We start from the raw sequence: 17,219 nt of genomic DNA, 5'->3' as shown, positions 1-17,219 counted from the left end.
CCGGCTGGTTTCCCAGAGGCTTTGTGCCCGCACGGCCCGCGCCCCGCCGGACAGGCATCCGACGGGGCGCGTGGCGGCTGTGGAGGTCAGGCGCGGATCTTCGCCATCTCCGGGTCCACGAGCGGCTCGGCCTGGACCGTCGCGGCGATCCGGGTGCCGAAGTACTCGATCTCCACCGAGTCCCCGACCTCGACCCCACCGGGCAGCCAGGCGTAAGCCACCGGCTTGCGGACCGTGTGGCCGAACGCCGCGCTCGTCACGTACCCGGCGAGGGCCCCGTCGACGTAGACGGGCTCCTTGCCGAGGACCATGGACGCGCCGTCGTCGACCGTGAGGCAGCGGAGGCGACGCGCCGGCGCCGCGTCAGCGGCGGCAGACGCGGCGGCCTCGAAGGCGGCCTTGCCGACGAAGTCGCCCTTGGCGGGGCGGACGGCGAACTCGAGGCCCGCCTCGACCGCGCTGTGCTCGGTGGTCATGTCCCCTCCCCACGAGCGGTAGCCCTTCTCCAGGCGCAGGCTGTTGAAGGCGCTCCGGCCTGCGGCGATGACCCCGAGCTTCTCGCCGGCGCCCCACAGGGCGTCCCAGAGCTTCTGGCCGTACTCGGCGGAGGTGTAGATCTCCCAGCCGAGCTCGCCCACGTAGGAGAGGCGCATGACCCGGACGGGGATGCCCGCGATCGTCGTCGAGACCGCGCGGAAGTACTTGAGGCCGTTGTTGGTCAGGTCCGCCGGGGTGAGCGGCTGGACGAGGTCGCGGGCGCGCGGGCCCCACACGCCGACGCAGCACGTGCCGCCGGTCGTGTCGCGGACCTGGACCCACTCGGCCGGGGACGCGGCCGTCTGGTCCGCGGCCTGGCGGGTGAGGTAGTCGAGGTCCTGGCCGCCGTTGGCACCGACCTGGAACAGGTCCTCGGAGATGCGGGCCACGGTCAGGTCGGAGCGGATCCCGCCGGCCTCGGTGAGCATGAGCGTGTAGGTCACCGACCCGATGCTCTTGTCGATCTGGCCGGTGGTGAGCCGCTGGAGGAGCCTGAGGGCGCCGGGGCCGAAGACCTCGAGCCGCTTCAGCGCGGTCATGTCGTACATGGCCACGTTCGTGCGCGTCGCGTGGGCCTCGGCGGCGGCGATGGGCGAGTCGAACTGGGCGGACCAGTCGTCGCGTGCCGGGGCCTGCCACTCGGCGGGGAGGGTGTCGAGCAGCCCGCGGTTTGCCTCGTACCACTGGGGGCGCTCCCACCCGGCGGCCTCGAGGAAGAACCCGCCGAGCTCGTGCTGGCGCGCATGGAACGGCGAGACACGCAGCCCGCGCGGCGACTGGCGCGGCTCGAGCGGGTGCTTGATGTCGTAGACCTCGGCGAAGCTCTGCTTGGAGGTCTCCAGGACGTACTCGTCCGTCAGCTGGATCTCCTCGAACCGCGCGACGTCGAGCTCATGGATGTCGGTGGTGGACTGGCCGTCGACGAGGAGCTCGGCCACGGCCTTCGCGACGCCCGCCGAATGGGTCACCCACACGGCCTCGGCGATGAAGAAGCCGCGCACCTCGGGGGACTCGCCCACGAGCGAGCCGCCGTCCGGGGTGAAGGAGAAGATCCCGTTGAAGGCGTCCGCGATCCCTGCGCCCTCGACGCCGGGCAGGAGCTGCTTGGTGGCCTTGAACGCCCGCTCGAAGTCCTCGGGGGTGAACTCGAGCCGGGACGGCATCGCGTGCTCGCCCATCTCCTTCCCATCCACGGCCGGGAGCTCGTCGTAGCCGACGGCGATCGGGCGGTGGTCGTAGGAGCCGATGCCGAGGGACTCGCCGTGCTGGCGGAAGTACAGGCCGGCGTCCTGGTGGCGCAGGATCGGCACCATCGCGCTGTTGCCGGTGCCGAGGACGTGGCTGCCGCCGAGGGCGACGCCGTCGGCGTGCTCGGCGAGCTCGCGCACCGGCGTCGTCCTGATGTACTGGTGCGCCATGGGCACGAGCGGGACGCGCATGCCGACGAGCTCCCCGAGCGCGGGTCCCCAGAAGCCCGCGGCGGAGATCACGATGTCGGCGGGGACCACGTCGTCGCCCGTCCGCACGCCGGTGACCCGGCCGCCCGACCGCTCGACGCCGGTGACCTCCACGCCGCCGACGAACTTCGCGCCGCGCTCCTGGGCCCGTTCGCGCAGGAGTTCGACGGCGAGCAGCGACGAGGCGAGCCCGTCGCCGGGCAGGTGCAGGCCGCCCAGGACGATGCTCTCGTCGATGAGCGGGTGGAGGGCCTTGGCCTCGGCCGGGTCCACGAGCCGGGCCTCGACGCCCCACGCGGTCGCCCAGCCGTGGCGCCGCTTGAGCTCGGCGAGTCGGCGCTCGCTCGTGGCGATCTCGAGGCCGCCGACCCGGTTGAAGGCGGAGAAGCCCGGCCGCGTGAGGGACGCGAGCTTGCGCCCGGTGTAGGCGGCGAACTCGGTCATGGTCTTGGACGAGTTGGTCTGGAAGACCAGGCCCGGGGCGTGGGAGGTCGAGCCGCCGGTCATCGGGATCGGGCCCTTGTCGAGGACCGTGATGTCCGTCCAGCCCCGCGACGTGAGCTCGTCGGCGAGGTTGGCACCGACGATGCCGGCTCCGATGATGACAACGCGTGGTGAAGGCATGGTGGGCTCCTTGGAGTTCGTGGAAGATCAGGGGAAGACGATGGTGCGGTGGCCGCTGAGGAGCACCCGCTTCTCGGCGTGCCAGCGCACCGCGCGGGCGAGGGCGAGCGTCTCGGCGTCGCGGCCCACGGTGGCGAGGTCCTGCGGGGCGAGCCGGTGGTCCACCCGGATGACCTCCTGCTCGATGATCGGCCCCTCGTCGAGGTCTGCGGTCACGTAGTGGGCGGTGGCGCCGATGTGCTTGACCCCGCGGGCGTGCGCCTGGTGGTAGGGCTTGGCGCCCTTGAAGCCGGGCAGGAACGAGTGGTGGATGTTGATGGCGCGTCCGGCGAGCTTCCGGCAGAGGCCGTCGGAGAGGACCTGCATGTAGCGGGCGAGGACCACCAGGTCCGCGCCATAGACGTCCACGACCTCCAGCAGTTCGGCCTCTGCCTGCGGCTTGGTCCCGGCCGTGACGGGGATGTGGACGAACGGCAGGCCCGCCGCCTCGGCCATGGGGCGGAGGTCGGGGTGGTTGGAGGCGACGGCGACGAGCTCCGCCGCGAGGTTCCCCGCCTTCCACCGGTAGATGAGGTCGTGGAGGCAGTGGTCGAGCTTGGACACCATCACGAGGACACGCGGCGGCGCTGCCCGGTGGAACGTGTAGTCCATGCCGAAGTGCGCGGCCGTCTCGGCGAACTCGGCGGCGAGGGCCTCGGCGTCGACCGTGCCCTCCGACCCGAAGGCCGTGCGCAGGTAGAGCGTGCCCTCCACGCGGTCGTCGAACTGCTGGTGCTCGGTGATGTCGAAGCCCCGCTCGACGAGGAAGCGGGACACGGCGTGGACGATCCCGGCGCGCTGCGGGCACGCGAGCGTGAGCACCGCGGAGTGGGCGGAGACGGGTGAGGGCGCTGCCGCGGCGGGGACCGGGCGGGTGAGGGTCGGCGTTGCAGTCATGGTCGATCCTTCGGGTCATCCGAACTGTTCATACAACTGATATATAAGAGACGGTAGTGGGAGGGATCACAGCCGGTCAAGGGGTGTCGGGAAGGACTTCGGCGAGCCTCAGCTGACGGCAGCGCTGGCTACCGTGCGCTGCGTCTCGTCGCGGATCTCGATGGTGCGGATGGACGCGACCTGGAACGATGTGGCCCCGGTGAGCACGGCTCGGCCCTGGTATCCGGCGGAGCTCCAGCTGCCCGCCTGCTGGGACGCGCCGTCCGCCGCCACGACCCACACGCTGAAGGCGCCGGCCTCAGGCATGCCCCGGCACGTCAGGTCCAGCTGCGTTCCCCAGGCCTTCCGCACCAGCGCGAGGTCCACGTGGGCGCCGTCGTCGCTCGTGAGGGTGAGGGTCGCCGCCGGCGCCGTGGTCGCGGACGGGCTCGGCGCGGGCTGCGCCGCAGGGCCAGGCCCGTTGCCGACCGCAGGCCCGAGGGCGACCCCCGCCGCGAAGAAGCCTGCCGCGACGGCCGCGAGGGCACCGCCCCACGCGAGGGTCCGCGCACGACGGCGCCGGGCCACCCGGGCGAGCAGCGCGCCCGGTGCGCCGGCCGGCTCGGGTGCGCGGCCGGCGTCGTGCGCGAGTGCCTCGGCGCGCTCGACGGGGACAGCGTCGAGCAGCGCCGGGAGGGTCTCGAGCGAGGCGAGCTCGGCGCGGCAGGCCGGGCACCCGGCGAGGTGCGCCTCCAGGTCGCGGGCCTCGCCGGGTTCGAGGGCGCCCAGGACGTAGGCGCCGAGGGACATGCGCAGATCGTCGTGGCTGGGGTTCACCTCTCCACCCCCATCTCGTCGAGCGCGGCGCGGAGCGCCCTGAGCGCGTAGAAGCACCGGGACTTGACCGTCCCGGCGGGGACACCGAGCTCGCGGGCCGCCTCCGCGACGCTCAGGCGGCGGTAGTGCACGGCAACGAGGGCCTGCCGGTGGTCCGGGGTGAGCCGCGCGAGCGCCTCCTCCATCACCACCCGGTCGAGGAGCTCGTCGAAGCGCTCCCCGCCGGCAGCGGCGAAGCCTCCCTCGTCGTCGAGCGGCGCCACCGTGCGGGGCCGGCGGCCGGCGAGCCGATGCTGGTCGACGATGAGGTTGCGCACTGTCCTGTACAGGTACGGCCGCAGCCCCTGCGTCCCGTCCGGGGCATGCCGCCACACTCGGATGATGGCCTCCTGGACGATCTCCTCCGCCTCCTCGCTGCCCACGGCGCCCCGGGCGAACCGGCGCAGCGCGGCCGCGTGGTCGCGGTACAGCGCCGCGACGGCGTCCTCGTCCATGGGCATCACGACCTCCTCGCCGGTTCACACGACGCAGGCCCCGGATCGGTTCAACCGCTCCTGGGAAAGGACGGAATCCCACCGGGATGTGAACCATTGTGCGCCCGGCGACGTATGACTGGCAGCGGCGGAGCGCCGCGTCGAAGGAGAGGCGGAACCATGAACAAGCGAGCAGCACTGGTCCTGGCAGCGTTCACCGCGGCGTCCTCGCTGGCCCTTGCCGGCTGTGGCGGCGGGAGCGGCGGGAGCACCTCAGGCTCGTCGTCCCCGGCGTCCTCCTCGGGCGCGTCGAGCTCGGCGGCGGGCGGAGGCGACGCCTACGGTTCGGGCGGGTCCTCGTCGTCCGGGTCGTCGTCCGGCTCGGCATCGGCTCAGGCTGGCGGCGAGGTCGAGCTCAAGACCTCCACCGTGGGCGGCCAGAAGATCATCGTCGACGAGAAGGGCATGACGGTCTACTACTACACGCGGGACAACAAGGGCGCGACGGTGAGCGCGTGCACGGGCGGCTGCATCACGCTCTGGCCCCCGGTCATCTCGTCCGAGTCGCCGAAGCTCGACGGCGTCACCGCTACGGTCGGCAGCATCAAGACGCCTGACGGCAAGAACCAGGTGACCCTGAACGGCATGCCGATCTACTACTACCAGAAGGACACCGGGCCCGGGCAGGTCACCGGCCAGGCCGTGGCAGGCGTCTGGTACGTGGTCGGGGCCGACGGAACGATGATCACCTCGGCGCTGAAGTAGCGCAGCAGGAAGACCGACGGCAGCAGGGCCGTGGGTGCTGGCCGCGTGCCGGACCCGGGAGTAGGCTGGGGTCCCCCGGACGGTACTAGGAGGAACCAACCATGAGTGGCTTCCGCACGTACACGGAAGAAGAGAAGCACAGCTTCGTTGCACCAGCCTGCGAGCTGTGCGGGCAGCACCGCCATATCGTGTGGCAGCAGGACGGCGACAACTGGGTTCCCCGCGACAAGGGCTGCTCGAACGAGGCCTGCCCGCAGTACGCGGGTTAGCCGCAGCGGAAGGACGCAGCCACACGCCGGAACCACGCACCCGCACGCGAGGGCCTCACAGGTCCTAGTCGTGCGGGTGCACGCTGTCCAGCTCGATCCGGCCGTCCGGCAGTCTCCAGAAGTGCAGCCGCAGCGCCGCGGGGGTGTTCTTCTGGACTGAAGCCCGCCAGAGCGTTGCGCCATCCTTCCGTACCTTCTGCCGGTCCTCTGGGCCTGCACCGCTCCTGAAGGGATGGACGTCGAGGCCCGCGAGCAGCTCGGAGGCACCGACGAGGACGCGGACGCAGATGTCGAACGCCTTCGGCAGTCGGGCGGCCACCCGTTCGTGGTCGAGCGACGCCGCAAAGCGGGGCCCGACGACGTAGGACCGTGCCTCGGGCAGAGGCCATCGCGCCTTGTCGTGCGGGGGAACGACGCGGACCCACGCCTCGTAGACCTCGTGGAGCAGCCAGGCCTCCGGAGCGACGAAGTGCCTGCGCGAGTCGTGGTCTCGAAGCTGCTGTTCCCGAGCGCGCGCGGACTTCCGTTGTCTGCCCGCCTCGACTCGCCGCCTCGCAAGGTCCTCGCTCAGCTTGTCCACCGTGGCCGTCATCTGCTCGAGCGTGGCCTCCCGGGAGGCGAGCCGCTTCCTCAGGAGTTCCACCTCGCCCTCCAGTGCGCGTGTGGGAGCGAGCGCGATGCCACCGTCCACGCGGCCGCTTTGGTCCCTGAGGACGGCGACTTCGCGGCGTGCCGCCTCGAGAGCCAGCTGGGTCGTCTGGAGAGCCGTGCCGAAGCCGTTCGTCGGCGCTGCCTGGCCCTCTGGGGCTGGCGAGGCGGCTGTTCCGCTCTCTTTGCCGCCGAGGGCACGGTCGCGTTCAAGCCAGGGCGGTCCTCCGAGGATGAGAGCCGGCGCGGCGACGACCGGCTCCTCCTCGTCGGCATCGATGACCGACAGACGAACAGCTCCGCTCACCCGAGAGAAGCGGGTGACGACGACGTCGCCCTCGTTCAGGAGCATGCCCATGCCGTCGAGGGGATTGGACGTCACGGCGTCGAGGCCGACAGTCCACTCCTTGCCGGGCCAGAGACGCAGCCGCGCCTTCTCGGGCCTGACCTCCACGACGAGGGCGAGCGCTTGCTCCCCCGGCTGGTAGCACTCGGTGAGCCGGGGTTCCTGCCGGAGGCCAGAGATGTCGAGAGTGTGGCGGTCCGCGTCGAGGAGCCCTTCGAGGCGCTGACCAACGCGGAGGATCCAGTCGAGCCTCACGCCGGGAACGGCCGCTTCCTGGGAGATCGTGGCCCGCGATCCGTTCTCCATCGCAACGACGGCACGGTGCCCCTCGGCAGCGAAGCCCAGCACGACGCCGCGGGCCATCACCGGGGCCGTTCTCGTCGGGGCCACCGTCGCCTTCGGAGCGGGCGCCATGCTGACCACATCATGCACAACGTCATGGGCGGCGCGTGCTGCCTGCTGCGGACCCTGCGACAGGTGCAGCGGGCTCCGATACATGTCGTCGAGCCAGTCGAGCGAGAGCGAATACGCGCGGACTGCGTTGCCGTAGACCTCGCGTCCGGGAGGCAGCGCCCCGGTCAGCGCGCGGGTGGCGGGGCCGCTGACAATCCGGATCACCTCGGCCAGTCCATCAACCTCTCGGGCGATCAGCTCCGCGTCGATGTGTCCGCCCGGCTTGTCCGGGTGCACCGAAACCACGACTGTCGGGACGCCGCGGGCAGGCGAGCAGAGATAGCCGGCCAGCCACGCGCCGTCGTCCGTTGTCCTGACCCCCGCCATGTCGTCCCCCTCGGGCTGCTGCCAACAGGGACAGCCAACCACAGGGGTCCGACATGCCTCGCAGCGTGCCTCAGCGCGTCGGCTGCTCCTCGCGCCCTGCGCCGGCGCCCCCGTCGAGGGGCTGGACGCTGTCCTCGCCGAGGTCCCAGTCGTCATCGTCGTCGAGCTCCTCGAACTCGACGGCGGCGAGGATCTTCCCGTCGGCCAGGTCGATCATGAACGCCTCGTCGTCTTCCTCGACCATCGCGTACTCGCCTTGGTCCGTGGTGAAGCGCCAGGCGAGGGTCTTGATGCCGTGGTGGAGGTAGTTCGGGTCCCCCATCGTGATGGCCACCAGCTCGTGGCCCGCCACGTCGCACAGCTCGCGGATCACGATCTCGAAGTCGGGGAGGTCCTCCAGGTCGTCCTGGGCCGCTGCGCGGCGCTCCTCGAGGTCCTCGATGAGGCCCACCCGGCGGGCGATCTCGTCCTCGATCGCGTCCTCGTCCAGGGCGAGGAGGCCCTCCTGGCCCCTCAGCCACGCGGCATTGAGCGCCACGATGTCCTCCTCCTCGAGGACCTTCTCGAACCGGTCGTCGAGGTCCTCGAGGGACCGCACGGCGTCGGAGGCGTCGTCGTCGCCGTCCAGATAGGCCTCGGCGTCCTCCTCCGAGAGGGCCTCGAAGGCGGCCGTGAACGCCTCGAAGAGCTCGGCGTGCCGGGCGGCGCCCATCTCGCGCAGGCCGTCCCGGACCAGGGCGTCGACCCCGCGGCGGTCGCCGGAACTGAAGATGTACTGGGCGAAGCCACCGTCGAGCAGCTGGGTCAGGTAGAAGTCGACATAGTAGCTGCGCAGAGCGTTGGTGGCGATCTCCCGCTCGTCGAGCAGTTCCTCGTACATGGCATTGACGACGTCGACGTTGGCGTCCACGACGGCTTCGTCTCCGGCCTCGATGGCCTCGGCCGGGAGGACGACGGGGTGCTGGCTGGCGCTCATGCTGGGCTCCTCGCTCTGACGGTCACTCACGTCTCGAACGTACGATGGCGGGCGGCCCCGGGACCGCACTGGAGCGGGATCTGCGGGTGAACGTTGGGCGAACCTTGGGCGAGGACTACTTGTGGTGGGGCCGCCACAGCACGATCGCCTGGGACGGCGGCTGTGGGCGCTGCCCGCGGGCCAGGGTGACCACGTCGCCCGCGATGCCCGCGGCGAAGACCCGCCGCGGGTCGGGGCCGCGGCGCTGGGCGTCTGCGAGATCGGCCTGGAGTTCGGCGACGCGCGACTGGAGCGCGGCGACCTGGTTCTCGAGCTCGAGGATGCGCTTGATCCCCTCGAGGGACACGCCGTCCTTGGACAGCCGCTGCACCTCGCGGAGCATCTCGACGTCGCGCTGGGAGTACCGGCGCTGGCGGCCCGGCTGCCGCGACGGCGAGACGAGCCCCAGACGGTCGTACTGCCGGAGCGTCTGGGGGTGCATCTCGGCCAGCTCCGCCGCCACGGAGATCACGAAGATCGGCGCGTACGGGTCGATGGCCATGGCCTAGAGCCTCGCTTTCTCCGCAAGGTGGGCGCGCGGGTCGGACTGGCCGTTCTTGGCGGTCGCCTCGGCGAAGGCCCGCACGGCCTCCTCGGCTTCCTTCGAGAGGTTCTGGGGCACGACGACGTCGATGGTCACCAGCAGGTCGCCTGCGCCCTTGGAGGTCTTGACGCCCTTGCCCTTGAGGCGCAGCGTGCGCCCGGAGCTGGTCCCGGCGGGGACCTTCATCTTCACGGTCGGGCCGTCGACGGTGGGCACGTCGATCTGGGCACCCAGGACGGCCTCGTCGAACGTGACGGGGACGTGGATGCGGAGGTTGTCGCCCTCGCGGGCGAAGAAGGGGTGGGGCGTGACGTGGACGGTCACCATGAGGTCCCCGGCGCCGCCGGAACCCGGGGCGCCCTTGCCGCGGACGCGGACCTTCTGCCCGTCCCGGATCCCTGCGGGGACCCGGACGTCGATGACCTCGCCGCTGGGCTCGCGCAGGCCGATGGTGGTGCCGCGGATGGATCCGGCGAAGGAGATCGTCGTCGTCGCCTGACGGTCCGCGCCGCGCTGGGGCGGAGCCTGGAAGCCCCCTCCCCCGCCGAAGCCGCCGCCGAACAGGTCAGCGAATTCGGGCGGGATGTTGCCGGTGGAGAAGCCGCGCGAGTGCCGCCCGGTGCCGCCGCCGAAGAGGCCGCCGAAGAGGTCCTCGAACCCCGCTGACCCGGCGCCGCCGGCACCGCCCGGGGCGAAGCGCGCACCGCCCATCGCCCGGATGGCGTCGTACTGCTGGCGCTCCTCCGGGTCGGAGAGGACGTGGTGCGCCTCGGTGATGTCCTTGAACTTCTTCTCGGCCTCGAGGTCACCGGCGTTGGTGTCCGGGTGGTACTTCCGAGCGAGCTTGCGGTAGGCCTTCTTGATGTCCGCCGCGGAGGCGTCCTTGGGCACGCCCAGAATGGCGTAGAAGTCCTTGTCCACCCAGTCCTGACTGGCCAAGTTCGCTCCTTAGTTCGAGTAGTGCTTCAAGTTTCCTACGGTTTCGGGTACAGATGACTCCGCAAACCGCCCTTTCGGGTACGCGGACCGGATGGCCCGCGTACCCGAAAGGGCGTGGACGCGCATCATCTGTACCCGAAACGGGGGCGGGTCAGACCCGCGGCTCAGCCCTGCGGCGTCGCCACGATCACCTGGGCGGCCCGGAGGACGCGCGCCTTGGTGCGGTAGCCGGTGCGGAGCACCTGCTGGACCGTGTCGACGTCGATGCCCTCGCCCGGCTGCTGGATGAGCGCCTCGTGGACGTTCGGGTCGAACTCCACGCCGGCGGCGTCGATCCGCTCGAGGCCCTGGCTTGCGAGGACCGACTCGAGCTTCGCCGCGATGGAAGCGAACGGCCCGTCTGTCAGGTCCCCGTGGGCGCGTGCGGCGTCGATGTCGTCCAGGACCGGCAGGAGGGAGTTGAGGACGCCCATGACGGCGACCTCGCCCGCCACTGCCCGGTCGCGGTCCACGCGGCGCCGGTAGTTGACATACTCCGCCTGGAGCCGGAGCAGGTCGTTGCGCAGCTCGGCGATGACGGCGTCGTGCGCCGCGACCTCCTCGCCGGCCGCTGCCTCGCTGAGGATCTGCTCCGCCTGGGCCAGCGCGTCGCCGGAGTCGTGGGCCTCGTCCACCGGACGGATGTCCTCGTGGTCGGGGTGCTCCGCGGCGCCGTCCTGCTCGGGGTGCCGCGCCTGGCCGGTCACCGGGTCCACCTTCCGGTTGTCCCGGATGACCGGCTCAGGACGCTCGCCGGTCCCCTCGGAGTCGCGCGCGTGCTCGTGCTCGTTCTGGTTTCCGTGGGGGGCCATGGCTACTTCTTCTCGTCCTCGTCCACGATCTCGGCGTCGACGATGTCCTCGTCCGCGTGCGCCGAACCGGCAGAGTGGGCGCCGGCGTCGTGCGTTCCGGCCTGCGCGCCGTCGCCCGCCGCCGCACCGGTCTGGGCCTGCGAGTAGATCGCCTCGCCGAGCTTGGTCTGGGACTGCTGGAGCTTCTCGAACGCGGTCTTCACAGCCTCGTCGTCCGTGCCCTCGAGCGCCTTCTTGAGGGAGTCGACGTCGGCCTTGACCTCCGTCTTGACCTCCTCGGGCAGCTTGTCCGCGTTGTCCGCGATGAGCTTGTCCACGGAGTACGCGAGCTGCTCGGCGGAGTTGCGCGTGTCGGCGGCCTCGCGGCGCTTCTTGTCCTCGGCGGCGTGCGCCTCGGCGTCGGCGACCATGCGCTCGATGTCGTCCTTGGACAGCGCGGTGCCGCCCGAGATGGTCATCGACTGCTCCTTGCCCGTGCCCTTGTCCTTGGCGGACACGTGCACGATGCCGTTGGCGTCGATGTCGAAGGTGACCTCGATCTGGGGGACGCCGCGGGGGGCGGGGGCGATGCCCGTGAGCTCGAAGGTGCCCAGCGGCTTGTTGTCGCGGGTGAACTCGCGCTCGCCCTGGAAGACCTGGATGGACACGGACGGCTGGTTGTCGTCCGCGGTCGTGAAGGTCTCGGAGCGCTTGGTCGGAATGGCCGTGTTGCGCTCGATGAGCTTGGTCATCACGCCGCCCTTGGTCTCGATGCCGAGGGAGAGCGGGGTGACGTCGATGAGGAGGACGTCCTTGCGCTCGCCCTTGAGGACGCCGGCCTGCAGTGCGGCGCCCACGGCCACGACCTCGTCCGGGTTCACGCCCTTGTTCGGCTCCTTGCCGCCCGTGAGCTCCTTGACGAGCTCGGAGACGGCGGGCATGCGGGTCGAGCCGCCGACGAGGACCACGTGGTCGATGTCGGAGACCTTGATGCCGGCCTCGGAGATCACGTCGTGGAACGGCTTCTTGGTGCGCTCGAGCAGGTCCTTGGTGAGGTCCTGGAACTTCGCACGGGAGAGCGACTCGTCGAGGTGCACCGGGCCGTCGGGGGTGACGGAGAGGTACTGGAGCGAGATGTTGGTGCTCGTCGAGGACGAGAGCTCCTTCTTCGCCTGCTCGGCCGCCTCGCGGAGGCGCTGGAGGGCGATCTTGTCCTTGGAGAGGTCGATGCCCTTGACCTTGAGCTGGCCGAGGAGGTACTCGACGACCCGCTGGTCCCAGTCGTCGCCGCCGAGGCGGTTGTCGCCGGCGGTCGCGCGGACCTGGATGGTCGAGAAGCCGTCCTCGTCCTTGCCGACCTCGAGGAGGGAGACGTCGAACGTGCCGCCGCCGAGGTCGAAGACGAGGATGAGCTCGTCCTCCTTGCCCTTGTCGAGGCCGTACGCGAGCGCGGCCGCGGTGGGCTCGTTGATGATGCGCAGGACGTTCATGCCCGCGATCTCGCCTGCCTCCTTGGTGGCCTGGCGCTCGGCGTCGTTGAAGTAGGCCGGGACGGTGATGACCGCGTCGGTGACCTTCTCGCCCAGGTACGACTCGGCGTCGTTCTTGAGCTTCATGAGGATGCGCGCGGAGATCTCCTGCGGCGTGTACTTCTTGTCGTCGATGTTGATCGACCAGTCGGTGCCCATGTGGCGCTTGACCGAGGCGATGGTGCGGTCGATGTTGTTGACGGCCTGGCGCTTGGCGATCTCGCCGACGAGGACCTCGCCCGTCTTGGAGAACGCGACGACGGACGGCGTGGTGCGACCGCCCTCGGCGTTGGCGATGACCGTCGGCTCACCGCCCTCGAGGACGGACACGACGGAGTTGGTGGTGCCGAGGTCGATGCCTACTGCACGGGACATAGGTTCCTCCTGCTGATGCTGATCGGACTGCACTCGCCCAGCCTGGATCAAGTTGAGCGATCTGCACTCAAGTCTACGCGGGCAGCCTCTCGTGTCAAATGAAGTTGAGTCGACCAGACTCAAGTTCGCGGCCGGCGTACCGCGGTGGTGCCCGCGCACGACGGCGCCGCGCGGCTACCGCCGCCCGCTCACCTCGGTCCCGGCGTGGCGCGGGAGGAACGCGCTGTCCGCCACCGAGAGCAGCATGATCACGGCGATCGCGGCGAAGGCGACCCGGTACGGTGCCGCGGGGTCAGCGGCAGCCGCCCCGGCGGCGTCGCCCATCGCCTGCGCGGCGAAGCGGATCAGCAGCGCGCCCACCGCGACCCCGAGCGCGTGGGCGAGCTGGACGAGGGTGTTCGAGATGGCGTTGGCGCTGGGCATCCGATCCGGCGCCACGTCGGCGTACTGGACGGTCATGTAGGCCGAGAAGCCGATGGAGCGGAACACCCCCGAGGCCACGAGGACCGCGAACAGGAGGGCATCGGGCCACTCGGGAGTCGCGAGGGCGCACAGGGCGAACGTCGCTGCCGACGCCGCCGCCGCGCCGACCAGCACGGGCTTGAAGCCGAGCCTGCGGATGAGCGGCGTCGTGGCCGGCTTGATCCCGATGTTCCCCACGAACACGGCCGCGACCATGAAGCCGGCCCGGACCGGGTCCCACCCGAACCCGTCCTGCAGCATGAGCGGGAGCATGAACGGGACCGAGGAGATCGTGAGCCGGTACACGAACCCGCCGGTCTGCGTGGCCCTGAAGGTGCGCACTCCGAGGACGGAGAAGTCGAACAGGGGCGAGTCGGCGCGCCGCATCCACGCGACGGCCGCGGCCAGCGCCGCGATGCCCGCCGCGAGCGCGGCGCCGCCCCAGAACAGCTCCCCCGCGTGCCCGAGCAGCTCGAGGCCGACGACGACGGCCGCGACGCCCGCCGTCGTGAACGCGAGGCCGGGCCAGTCGAGCCCGCGGGAGGGATCGCCGCCGCCCCGCGGGACGAGCCGCAGGGCGGCCACCAGCGCGGCAGCGCCGAGGGGGAGGTTGACGAGGAAGATCCAGTGCCACGAGAGGTACTGGGTCAGGGCGCCGCCGACCAGCGGCGCGAGCACCGGTGCGAGGAGGCCCGGCCACACGAGGAACGCGGTGGCCTTGAGCAGCTCGTCCTTGGGCGTGCCGCGCAGCACCACGAGCGTCCCGACGGGGACCATCATGGCCCCGCCGAAGCCCTGGACCGCGCGGAAGCCCGTGAGCGCCCCCAGCGTGGGGCTCAGGGCGCAGGCGAGGGAGGCGAGCGTGAAGACAGCGATCGCCGCGGAGAAGACGCGGCGGGCGCCGAAGCGCTCCGCGAGCCAGGCGCTGAACGGGATCCCCATCGCCACGGTGACGAGGTAGGAGGTCATCGCGACGTTCACGTCCGCCGGCGCGACCCCGAATTCGTTGCCGATGGCGGGCATCGCCGTCGCCAGCGCCGTTCCGTCGAGGAACTCCATGAAGAACGTGGCCGCGACGAGGAGGGCCAGGCGGGGGCTCCATGCGGTCGCAGGCGGGGCGGCGGGGGTCACCGTCACAGCCTAGCGACGCGCCTCACCGCCGGCGGGTGCCGTCCACGTTTCGGTCCGGCCCGTCCGGGCGCGGGGCAGCGGCTCCGCGCGGGTCAGTAGGCGGGGTAGAACGCGGCGCTGTTGAGGGCTTCGCTGCTGCCCGTGGTGAGGGCGAGCGCGATCACGCCGGCGGTGAAGAGCACGCTGATCGCGAGCCAGATGGCGCTGAACTTGACCAGGGTGCGGATCTCGGCGCGGCTCACGGAGGCCTTGTCCTCGCGCACCGCCTGGATCTGCTGCCCGATCCGGGCCAGCGGGCTCGGGTGGACCGGGAGGAGGGAGTTCGAGGCGCAGTCGATGGTGCCGTCGTGGAGGGTGGCGACCATGCGGTTCGCGCGGCGGTCCAGGCGCAGGCTTGAGATGTTGCTGCCGTGGCGGGCGAGGAGGATGTCCTCGCCGAGGTGCATGCGTCCGCCCCGGCGGCGGAGGCGGCGGGTGTGGTTGTTCGAACTCTCGATCAGGGACATTCGGCGCTCCTCTCAGACGCGGGGGCACCGTTGCCCGAGCAGTCGTATATGATTCGCCTTCAACGGTACCGGGAGGGCGGGGCCGTCCCCCGCGAAAACCGGCCTTTCGTAGCGAACTTCACACCCTCTTGTAACGTGGTGCCATGAGCGGCCCGGACAGCACCTCGCGCACCCCTGACGACGTCTACACCCACGGCCACCATGAGAGCGTCGTGAAGGCGCATGCCTCCCGCACGGCGGAGAACTCGGCGGCGTTCCTCATCCCGCACCTCACCCCCGGGCTCAGGGTGCTCGACGTCGGGTGCGGGCCCGGCAGCATCACGTGCGACTTCGCGCTCCTCGTCGCCCCCGGCGAGGTGGTCGGGCTGGACCGCTCCGAGGACATCGTCGCCCAGGCGAGGGCGCTCGCCGAGGAGCGCGGCGTCGGGAACACCTCGTTCACCGCGGGGAACGTGTACGACCTCGACCTGGAGGACGAGTCGTTCGACGTCGTCCACGCGCACCAGGTGCTCCAGCACCTCACGGACCCCGTCGCCGCGCTGCGTGAGATGCGGCGCGTGGCCAAACCCGGCGGGATCGTCGCGGTGCGCGACGCCGACTTCCACGGGATGAGCTGGTACCCGGAGATCGAGGAACTCGACGAGTGGATGGAGCTGTACCAGCGGATCGCGCGGCGCAACGGCGCCGAGCCCGACGCCGGGCGGCGGCTCGTGAGCTGGATGCAGGAGGCGGGGTTCACAGACGTGGCCCCGTCGAGCAGCAACTGGCTCTACGCGACGCCCCAGCAGCGCGCGTGGCAGGCACGCGTGTGGAGCGAGAGGGTGCTCCACTCGGCGTTCGCTGAGCAGGCCCTCGAGTACGGGTTCGCCGACCAGGCAGACCTCGAGCGCATCGCATCCGGCTGGCACCGCTGGGGCTCGTCCTCCGACGGCTGGTTCCTCATCCCCAACGGGGAGGTCGTCGCCCGGGCGTAGCCCTCGCGCGGCCTGGACCACCGCGCGGCGGCCCTACGCTTGTAGGGTGCCGCTTTCCCTCTGGGGCGCCCTCGTGGGCGCCTGCCTGCTGATCAGCTTCACGCCCGGCGCGGGTGCCATCAACACCATGAGCAACTCGCTCAACTCCGGGTTCCGCCGCTCCATCTGGGGCGTCCTCGGGCAGCAGGCGGCCCTCATCGTGCACTTGGCGATCGTGGCGGCCGGGCTCGGCGTCATTGTGGCCAGCTCGCCGGTGGCGTTCAACGTGATCCGGTACCTCGGGGCGGCGTACCTCGTGTACCTCGGCGTGCGGCAGTTCTTCAGCAGGCCCGACACCTCCCAGGAGGCGGCCGCGGCCCTTGCCAACGAGCCGGCGTGGTCGATGTTCCAGCGCGGGCTCTGGGTCAACCTGCTCAATCCGAAGGCGATCGTCTTCTTCCTCGCTTTCATCCCGGGGTTCGTGCGGCCCGACCTCCCGATGTGGAGCCAGTACCTCGTCATCGGGATCACGATCGTGATCGTGGACATCCTGGTCATGTGGTTCTTCTTCGCGCTGGCGGCCAAGAGCTTCCAGCGGTTCACGCGGAGCGAGCGCGGGCAGACCGTCCTCAACCGCGTGTTCGGAGTCCTCTTCGTCGGCGTCGGCGCGCTCCTCGCGCTCGTGTGATGCCCCGCACTGGGGCTGGATTCCGTCCGATCCCCTCGCCGACCCTATGCTTGGTGACATGAACTCGACGGCGAGCCCCTACCGGATCATCACGGTCTGCACCGGGAACATCTGCCGTTCTCCCATGGCCGAGTTCATGCTCACCGACGCCCTGCGCGCAGCAGGCCTCGGCGAGGTCGCCGTCGTCGACTCCGCGGGCACCACGAACTACGAGGTGGGGCGTCCCATCGACCCCCGCGCCGCGCGCGTCCTCGACGGCCACGGCCTCCGTGCCGCCGTGCATGTCGCCCGGCAGTTCGAGCGCGCGTGGTTCATCGAGCGCGAGCTCATCCTCGCCCTCGACGTCGACCACTACGGCCACCTCCGCCAGAGCGCCCCGGCCGGCACCGAGGACAAGATCCGGATGCTCCGCGCGTTCGACCCCGAGGTGGCCCACCTCGACCACCTCGACCAGGGCATCGAAGACCCCTGGTTCGGGGACCAGAGCGACTTCGAGCTCACTTGGAAGCTCATTGCGGCGGCCGTCCCGGGCATCGTCGCCCACGTGCGGGGCGAACTCGCCTTCCGGGACCAGCAGCTCGCCGGCGCCTGAGCAC

General features: G+C 70.9%; 17 protein-coding genes. 5 read left to right on the top strand and 12 right to left on the bottom strand.

The genetic code is table 11. From position 1 onward, the window contains the following. Nucleotides 1-86 precede the first annotated feature (86 nt). The 4 genes from ACQ5BE_RS17965 to ACQ5BE_RS17950 form a co-directional block, all read right to left on the bottom strand. Nucleotides 87-2,618, bottom strand: a complete 2,532-nt coding sequence (locus ACQ5BE_RS17965; protein ID WP_430298331.1) for a GcvT family protein — start codon at nt 2,616-2,618, stop codon at nt 87-89. A 27-nt stretch (nt 2,619-2,645) separates the two neighbouring features. Further along, a complete protein-coding gene (gene purU, locus ACQ5BE_RS17960; RefSeq protein ID WP_430298330.1) occupies nt 2,646-3,554 on the bottom strand; it encodes a formyltetrahydrofolate deformylase in 909 nt (302 codons plus the stop codon). 108 nt (nt 3,555-3,662) lie between these two features. Further along, nucleotides 3,663-4,370: an anti-sigma factor family protein gene (locus ACQ5BE_RS17955; protein ID WP_430298329.1), complete on the bottom strand. Its 708-nt coding sequence runs from the start codon at nt 4,368-4,370 to the stop codon at nt 3,663-3,665. Next, nucleotides 4,367-4,870 carry a sigma-70 family RNA polymerase sigma factor gene (locus ACQ5BE_RS17950; protein WP_430298328.1) on the bottom strand — a complete coding sequence of 168 codons (504 nt, stop codon included), beginning with the start codon at nt 4,868-4,870 and terminating at the stop codon, nt 4,367-4,369. The genes ACQ5BE_RS17955 and ACQ5BE_RS17950 overlap by 4 nt, the downstream gene beginning before the upstream one ends. 153 nt (nt 4,871-5,023) lie before the next feature. Here ACQ5BE_RS17950 and ACQ5BE_RS17945 point away from each other — a divergent pair, with 153 nt between their 5' ends. Beyond that, nucleotides 5,024-5,608 carry a COG4315 family predicted lipoprotein gene (locus tag ACQ5BE_RS17945; RefSeq protein WP_430298327.1) on the top strand — a complete coding sequence of 195 codons (585 nt, stop codon included), beginning with the start codon at nt 5,024-5,026 and terminating at the stop codon, nt 5,606-5,608. A 101-nt stretch (nt 5,609-5,709) separates the two neighbouring features. Continuing rightward, nucleotides 5,710-5,877 (top strand): hypothetical protein, encoded by a 168-nt coding sequence (locus ACQ5BE_RS17940; protein ID WP_208710395.1) that lies wholly within the window; start codon nt 5,710-5,712, stop codon nt 5,875-5,877. 64 nt (nt 5,878-5,941) lie between these two features. Here ACQ5BE_RS17940 and ACQ5BE_RS17935 read toward each other — a convergent pair whose 3' ends face one another. The 8 genes from ACQ5BE_RS17935 to ACQ5BE_RS17900 all read right to left on the bottom strand — a co-directional run bounded on the left by ACQ5BE_RS17935 (nt 5,942) and on the right by ACQ5BE_RS17900 (nt 14,982). Next, the gene (locus ACQ5BE_RS17935) at nt 5,942-7,651 is read right to left on the bottom strand and encodes a hypothetical protein (protein WP_430298326.1); all 1,710 of its coding nucleotides are present in this window, start codon (nt 7,649-7,651) and stop codon (nt 5,942-5,944) included. Nucleotides 7,652-7,721: 70 nt separating this feature from the next. Next, nucleotides 7,722-8,627 (bottom strand): DMP19 family protein, encoded by a 906-nt coding sequence (locus ACQ5BE_RS17930; protein ID WP_430298325.1) that lies wholly within the window; start codon nt 8,625-8,627, stop codon nt 7,722-7,724. A 115-nt stretch (nt 8,628-8,742) separates the two neighbouring features. Beyond that, nucleotides 8,743-9,168 (bottom strand): heat shock protein transcriptional repressor HspR, encoded by a 426-nt coding sequence (locus tag ACQ5BE_RS17925; protein ID WP_208710396.1) that lies wholly within the window; start codon nt 9,166-9,168, stop codon nt 8,743-8,745. A 3-nt stretch (nt 9,169-9,171) separates the two neighbouring features. Beyond that, nucleotides 9,172-10,149 carry a DnaJ C-terminal domain-containing protein gene (locus ACQ5BE_RS17920; protein ID WP_430298324.1) on the bottom strand — a complete coding sequence of 326 codons (978 nt, stop codon included), beginning with the start codon at nt 10,147-10,149 and terminating at the stop codon, nt 9,172-9,174. 164 nt (nt 10,150-10,313) lie between these two features. Continuing rightward, a complete protein-coding gene (locus tag ACQ5BE_RS17915; RefSeq protein ID WP_430298323.1) occupies nt 10,314-11,000 on the bottom strand; it encodes a nucleotide exchange factor GrpE in 687 nt (228 codons plus the stop codon). A 2-nt stretch (nt 11,001-11,002) separates the two neighbouring features. Next, nucleotides 11,003-12,883: a molecular chaperone DnaK gene (dnaK, locus tag ACQ5BE_RS17910; protein WP_430298322.1), complete on the bottom strand. Its 1,881-nt coding sequence runs from the start codon at nt 12,881-12,883 to the stop codon at nt 11,003-11,005. A gap of 174 nt (nt 12,884-13,057) precedes the next feature. Further along, a complete protein-coding gene (locus ACQ5BE_RS17905) occupies nt 13,058-14,476 on the bottom strand; it encodes an MFS transporter (protein WP_430298321.1) in 1,419 nt (472 codons plus the stop codon). A 92-nt stretch (nt 14,477-14,568) separates the two neighbouring features. Continuing rightward, nucleotides 14,569-14,982, bottom strand: coding sequence for a hypothetical protein (locus tag ACQ5BE_RS17900; RefSeq protein ID WP_430298320.1), 414 nt, complete (start codon nt 14,980-14,982; stop codon nt 14,569-14,571). A 143-nt stretch (nt 14,983-15,125) separates the two neighbouring features. Here ACQ5BE_RS17900 and ACQ5BE_RS17895 point away from each other — a divergent pair, with 143 nt between their 5' ends. Genes ACQ5BE_RS17895 through ACQ5BE_RS17885 form a run of 3 tightly spaced genes read left to right on the top strand, consistent with a single transcriptional unit; the run spans nt 15,126 to nt 17,215 of the window. Continuing rightward, nucleotides 15,126-15,956, top strand: coding sequence for a methyltransferase domain-containing protein (locus tag ACQ5BE_RS17895; RefSeq protein WP_430298319.1), 831 nt, complete (start codon nt 15,126-15,128; stop codon nt 15,954-15,956). Nucleotides 15,957-16,002: 46 nt separating this feature from the next. Then, a complete protein-coding gene (locus tag ACQ5BE_RS17890; RefSeq protein ID WP_413248680.1) occupies nt 16,003-16,623 on the top strand; it encodes a LysE family transporter in 621 nt (206 codons plus the stop codon). 58 nt (nt 16,624-16,681) lie between these two features. Continuing rightward, nucleotides 16,682-17,215, top strand: a complete 534-nt coding sequence (locus ACQ5BE_RS17885; protein ID WP_430298318.1) for a low molecular weight protein-tyrosine-phosphatase — start codon at nt 16,682-16,684, stop codon at nt 17,213-17,215. Nucleotides 17,216-17,219 lie beyond the last annotated feature (4 nt).

Source organism: Sinomonas sp. B1-1, from assembly GCF_050474465.1.
Lineage (GTDB): Bacteria > Actinomycetota > Actinomycetes > Actinomycetales > Micrococcaceae > Sinomonas > Sinomonas flava.
Note: the sequence above shows the minus strand (reverse complement) of the source record. Positions and strands in the feature narration are given on the sequence as shown.

What these genes read in the sequence shown, in the direction of transcription:
- ACQ5BE_RS17965 (WP_430298331.1), bottom strand. Translation starts at nt 2,618, where the DNA reads ATGCCTTCACCACGCGTTGTCATCATCGGAGCCGGCATCGTCGGTGCC.
- purU (WP_430298330.1), bottom strand. Translation starts at nt 3,554, where the DNA reads ATGACTGCAACGCCGACCCTCACCCGCCCGGTCCCCGCCGCGGCAGCG.
- ACQ5BE_RS17950 (WP_430298328.1), bottom strand. Translation starts at nt 4,870, where the DNA reads ATGCCCATGGACGAGGACGCCGTCGCGGCGCTGTACCGCGACCACGCG.
- ACQ5BE_RS17945 (WP_430298327.1), top strand. Translation starts at nt 5,024, where the DNA reads ATGAACAAGCGAGCAGCACTGGTCCTGGCAGCGTTCACCGCGGCGTCC.
- ACQ5BE_RS17940 (WP_208710395.1), top strand. Translation starts at nt 5,710, where the DNA reads ATGAGTGGCTTCCGCACGTACACGGAAGAAGAGAAGCACAGCTTCGTT.
- ACQ5BE_RS17935 (WP_430298326.1), bottom strand. Translation starts at nt 7,651, where the DNA reads ATGGCGGGGGTCAGGACAACGGACGACGGCGCGTGGCTGGCCGGCTAT.
- ACQ5BE_RS17930 (WP_430298325.1), bottom strand. Translation starts at nt 8,627, where the DNA reads ATGAGCGCCAGCCAGCACCCCGTCGTCCTCCCGGCCGAGGCCATCGAG.
- ACQ5BE_RS17925 (WP_208710396.1), bottom strand. Translation starts at nt 9,168, where the DNA reads ATGGCCATCGACCCGTACGCGCCGATCTTCGTGATCTCCGTGGCGGCG.
- ACQ5BE_RS17915 (WP_430298323.1), bottom strand. Translation starts at nt 11,000, where the DNA reads ATGGCCCCCCACGGAAACCAGAACGAGCACGAGCACGCGCGCGACTCC.
- dnaK (WP_430298322.1), bottom strand. Translation starts at nt 12,883, where the DNA reads ATGTCCCGTGCAGTAGGCATCGACCTCGGCACCACCAACTCCGTCGTG.
- ACQ5BE_RS17900 (WP_430298320.1), bottom strand. Translation starts at nt 14,982, where the DNA reads ATGTCCCTGATCGAGAGTTCGAACAACCACACCCGCCGCCTCCGCCGC.
- ACQ5BE_RS17895 (WP_430298319.1), top strand. Translation starts at nt 15,126, where the DNA reads ATGAGCGGCCCGGACAGCACCTCGCGCACCCCTGACGACGTCTACACC.
- ACQ5BE_RS17885 (WP_430298318.1), top strand. Translation starts at nt 16,682, where the DNA reads ATGAACTCGACGGCGAGCCCCTACCGGATCATCACGGTCTGCACCGGG.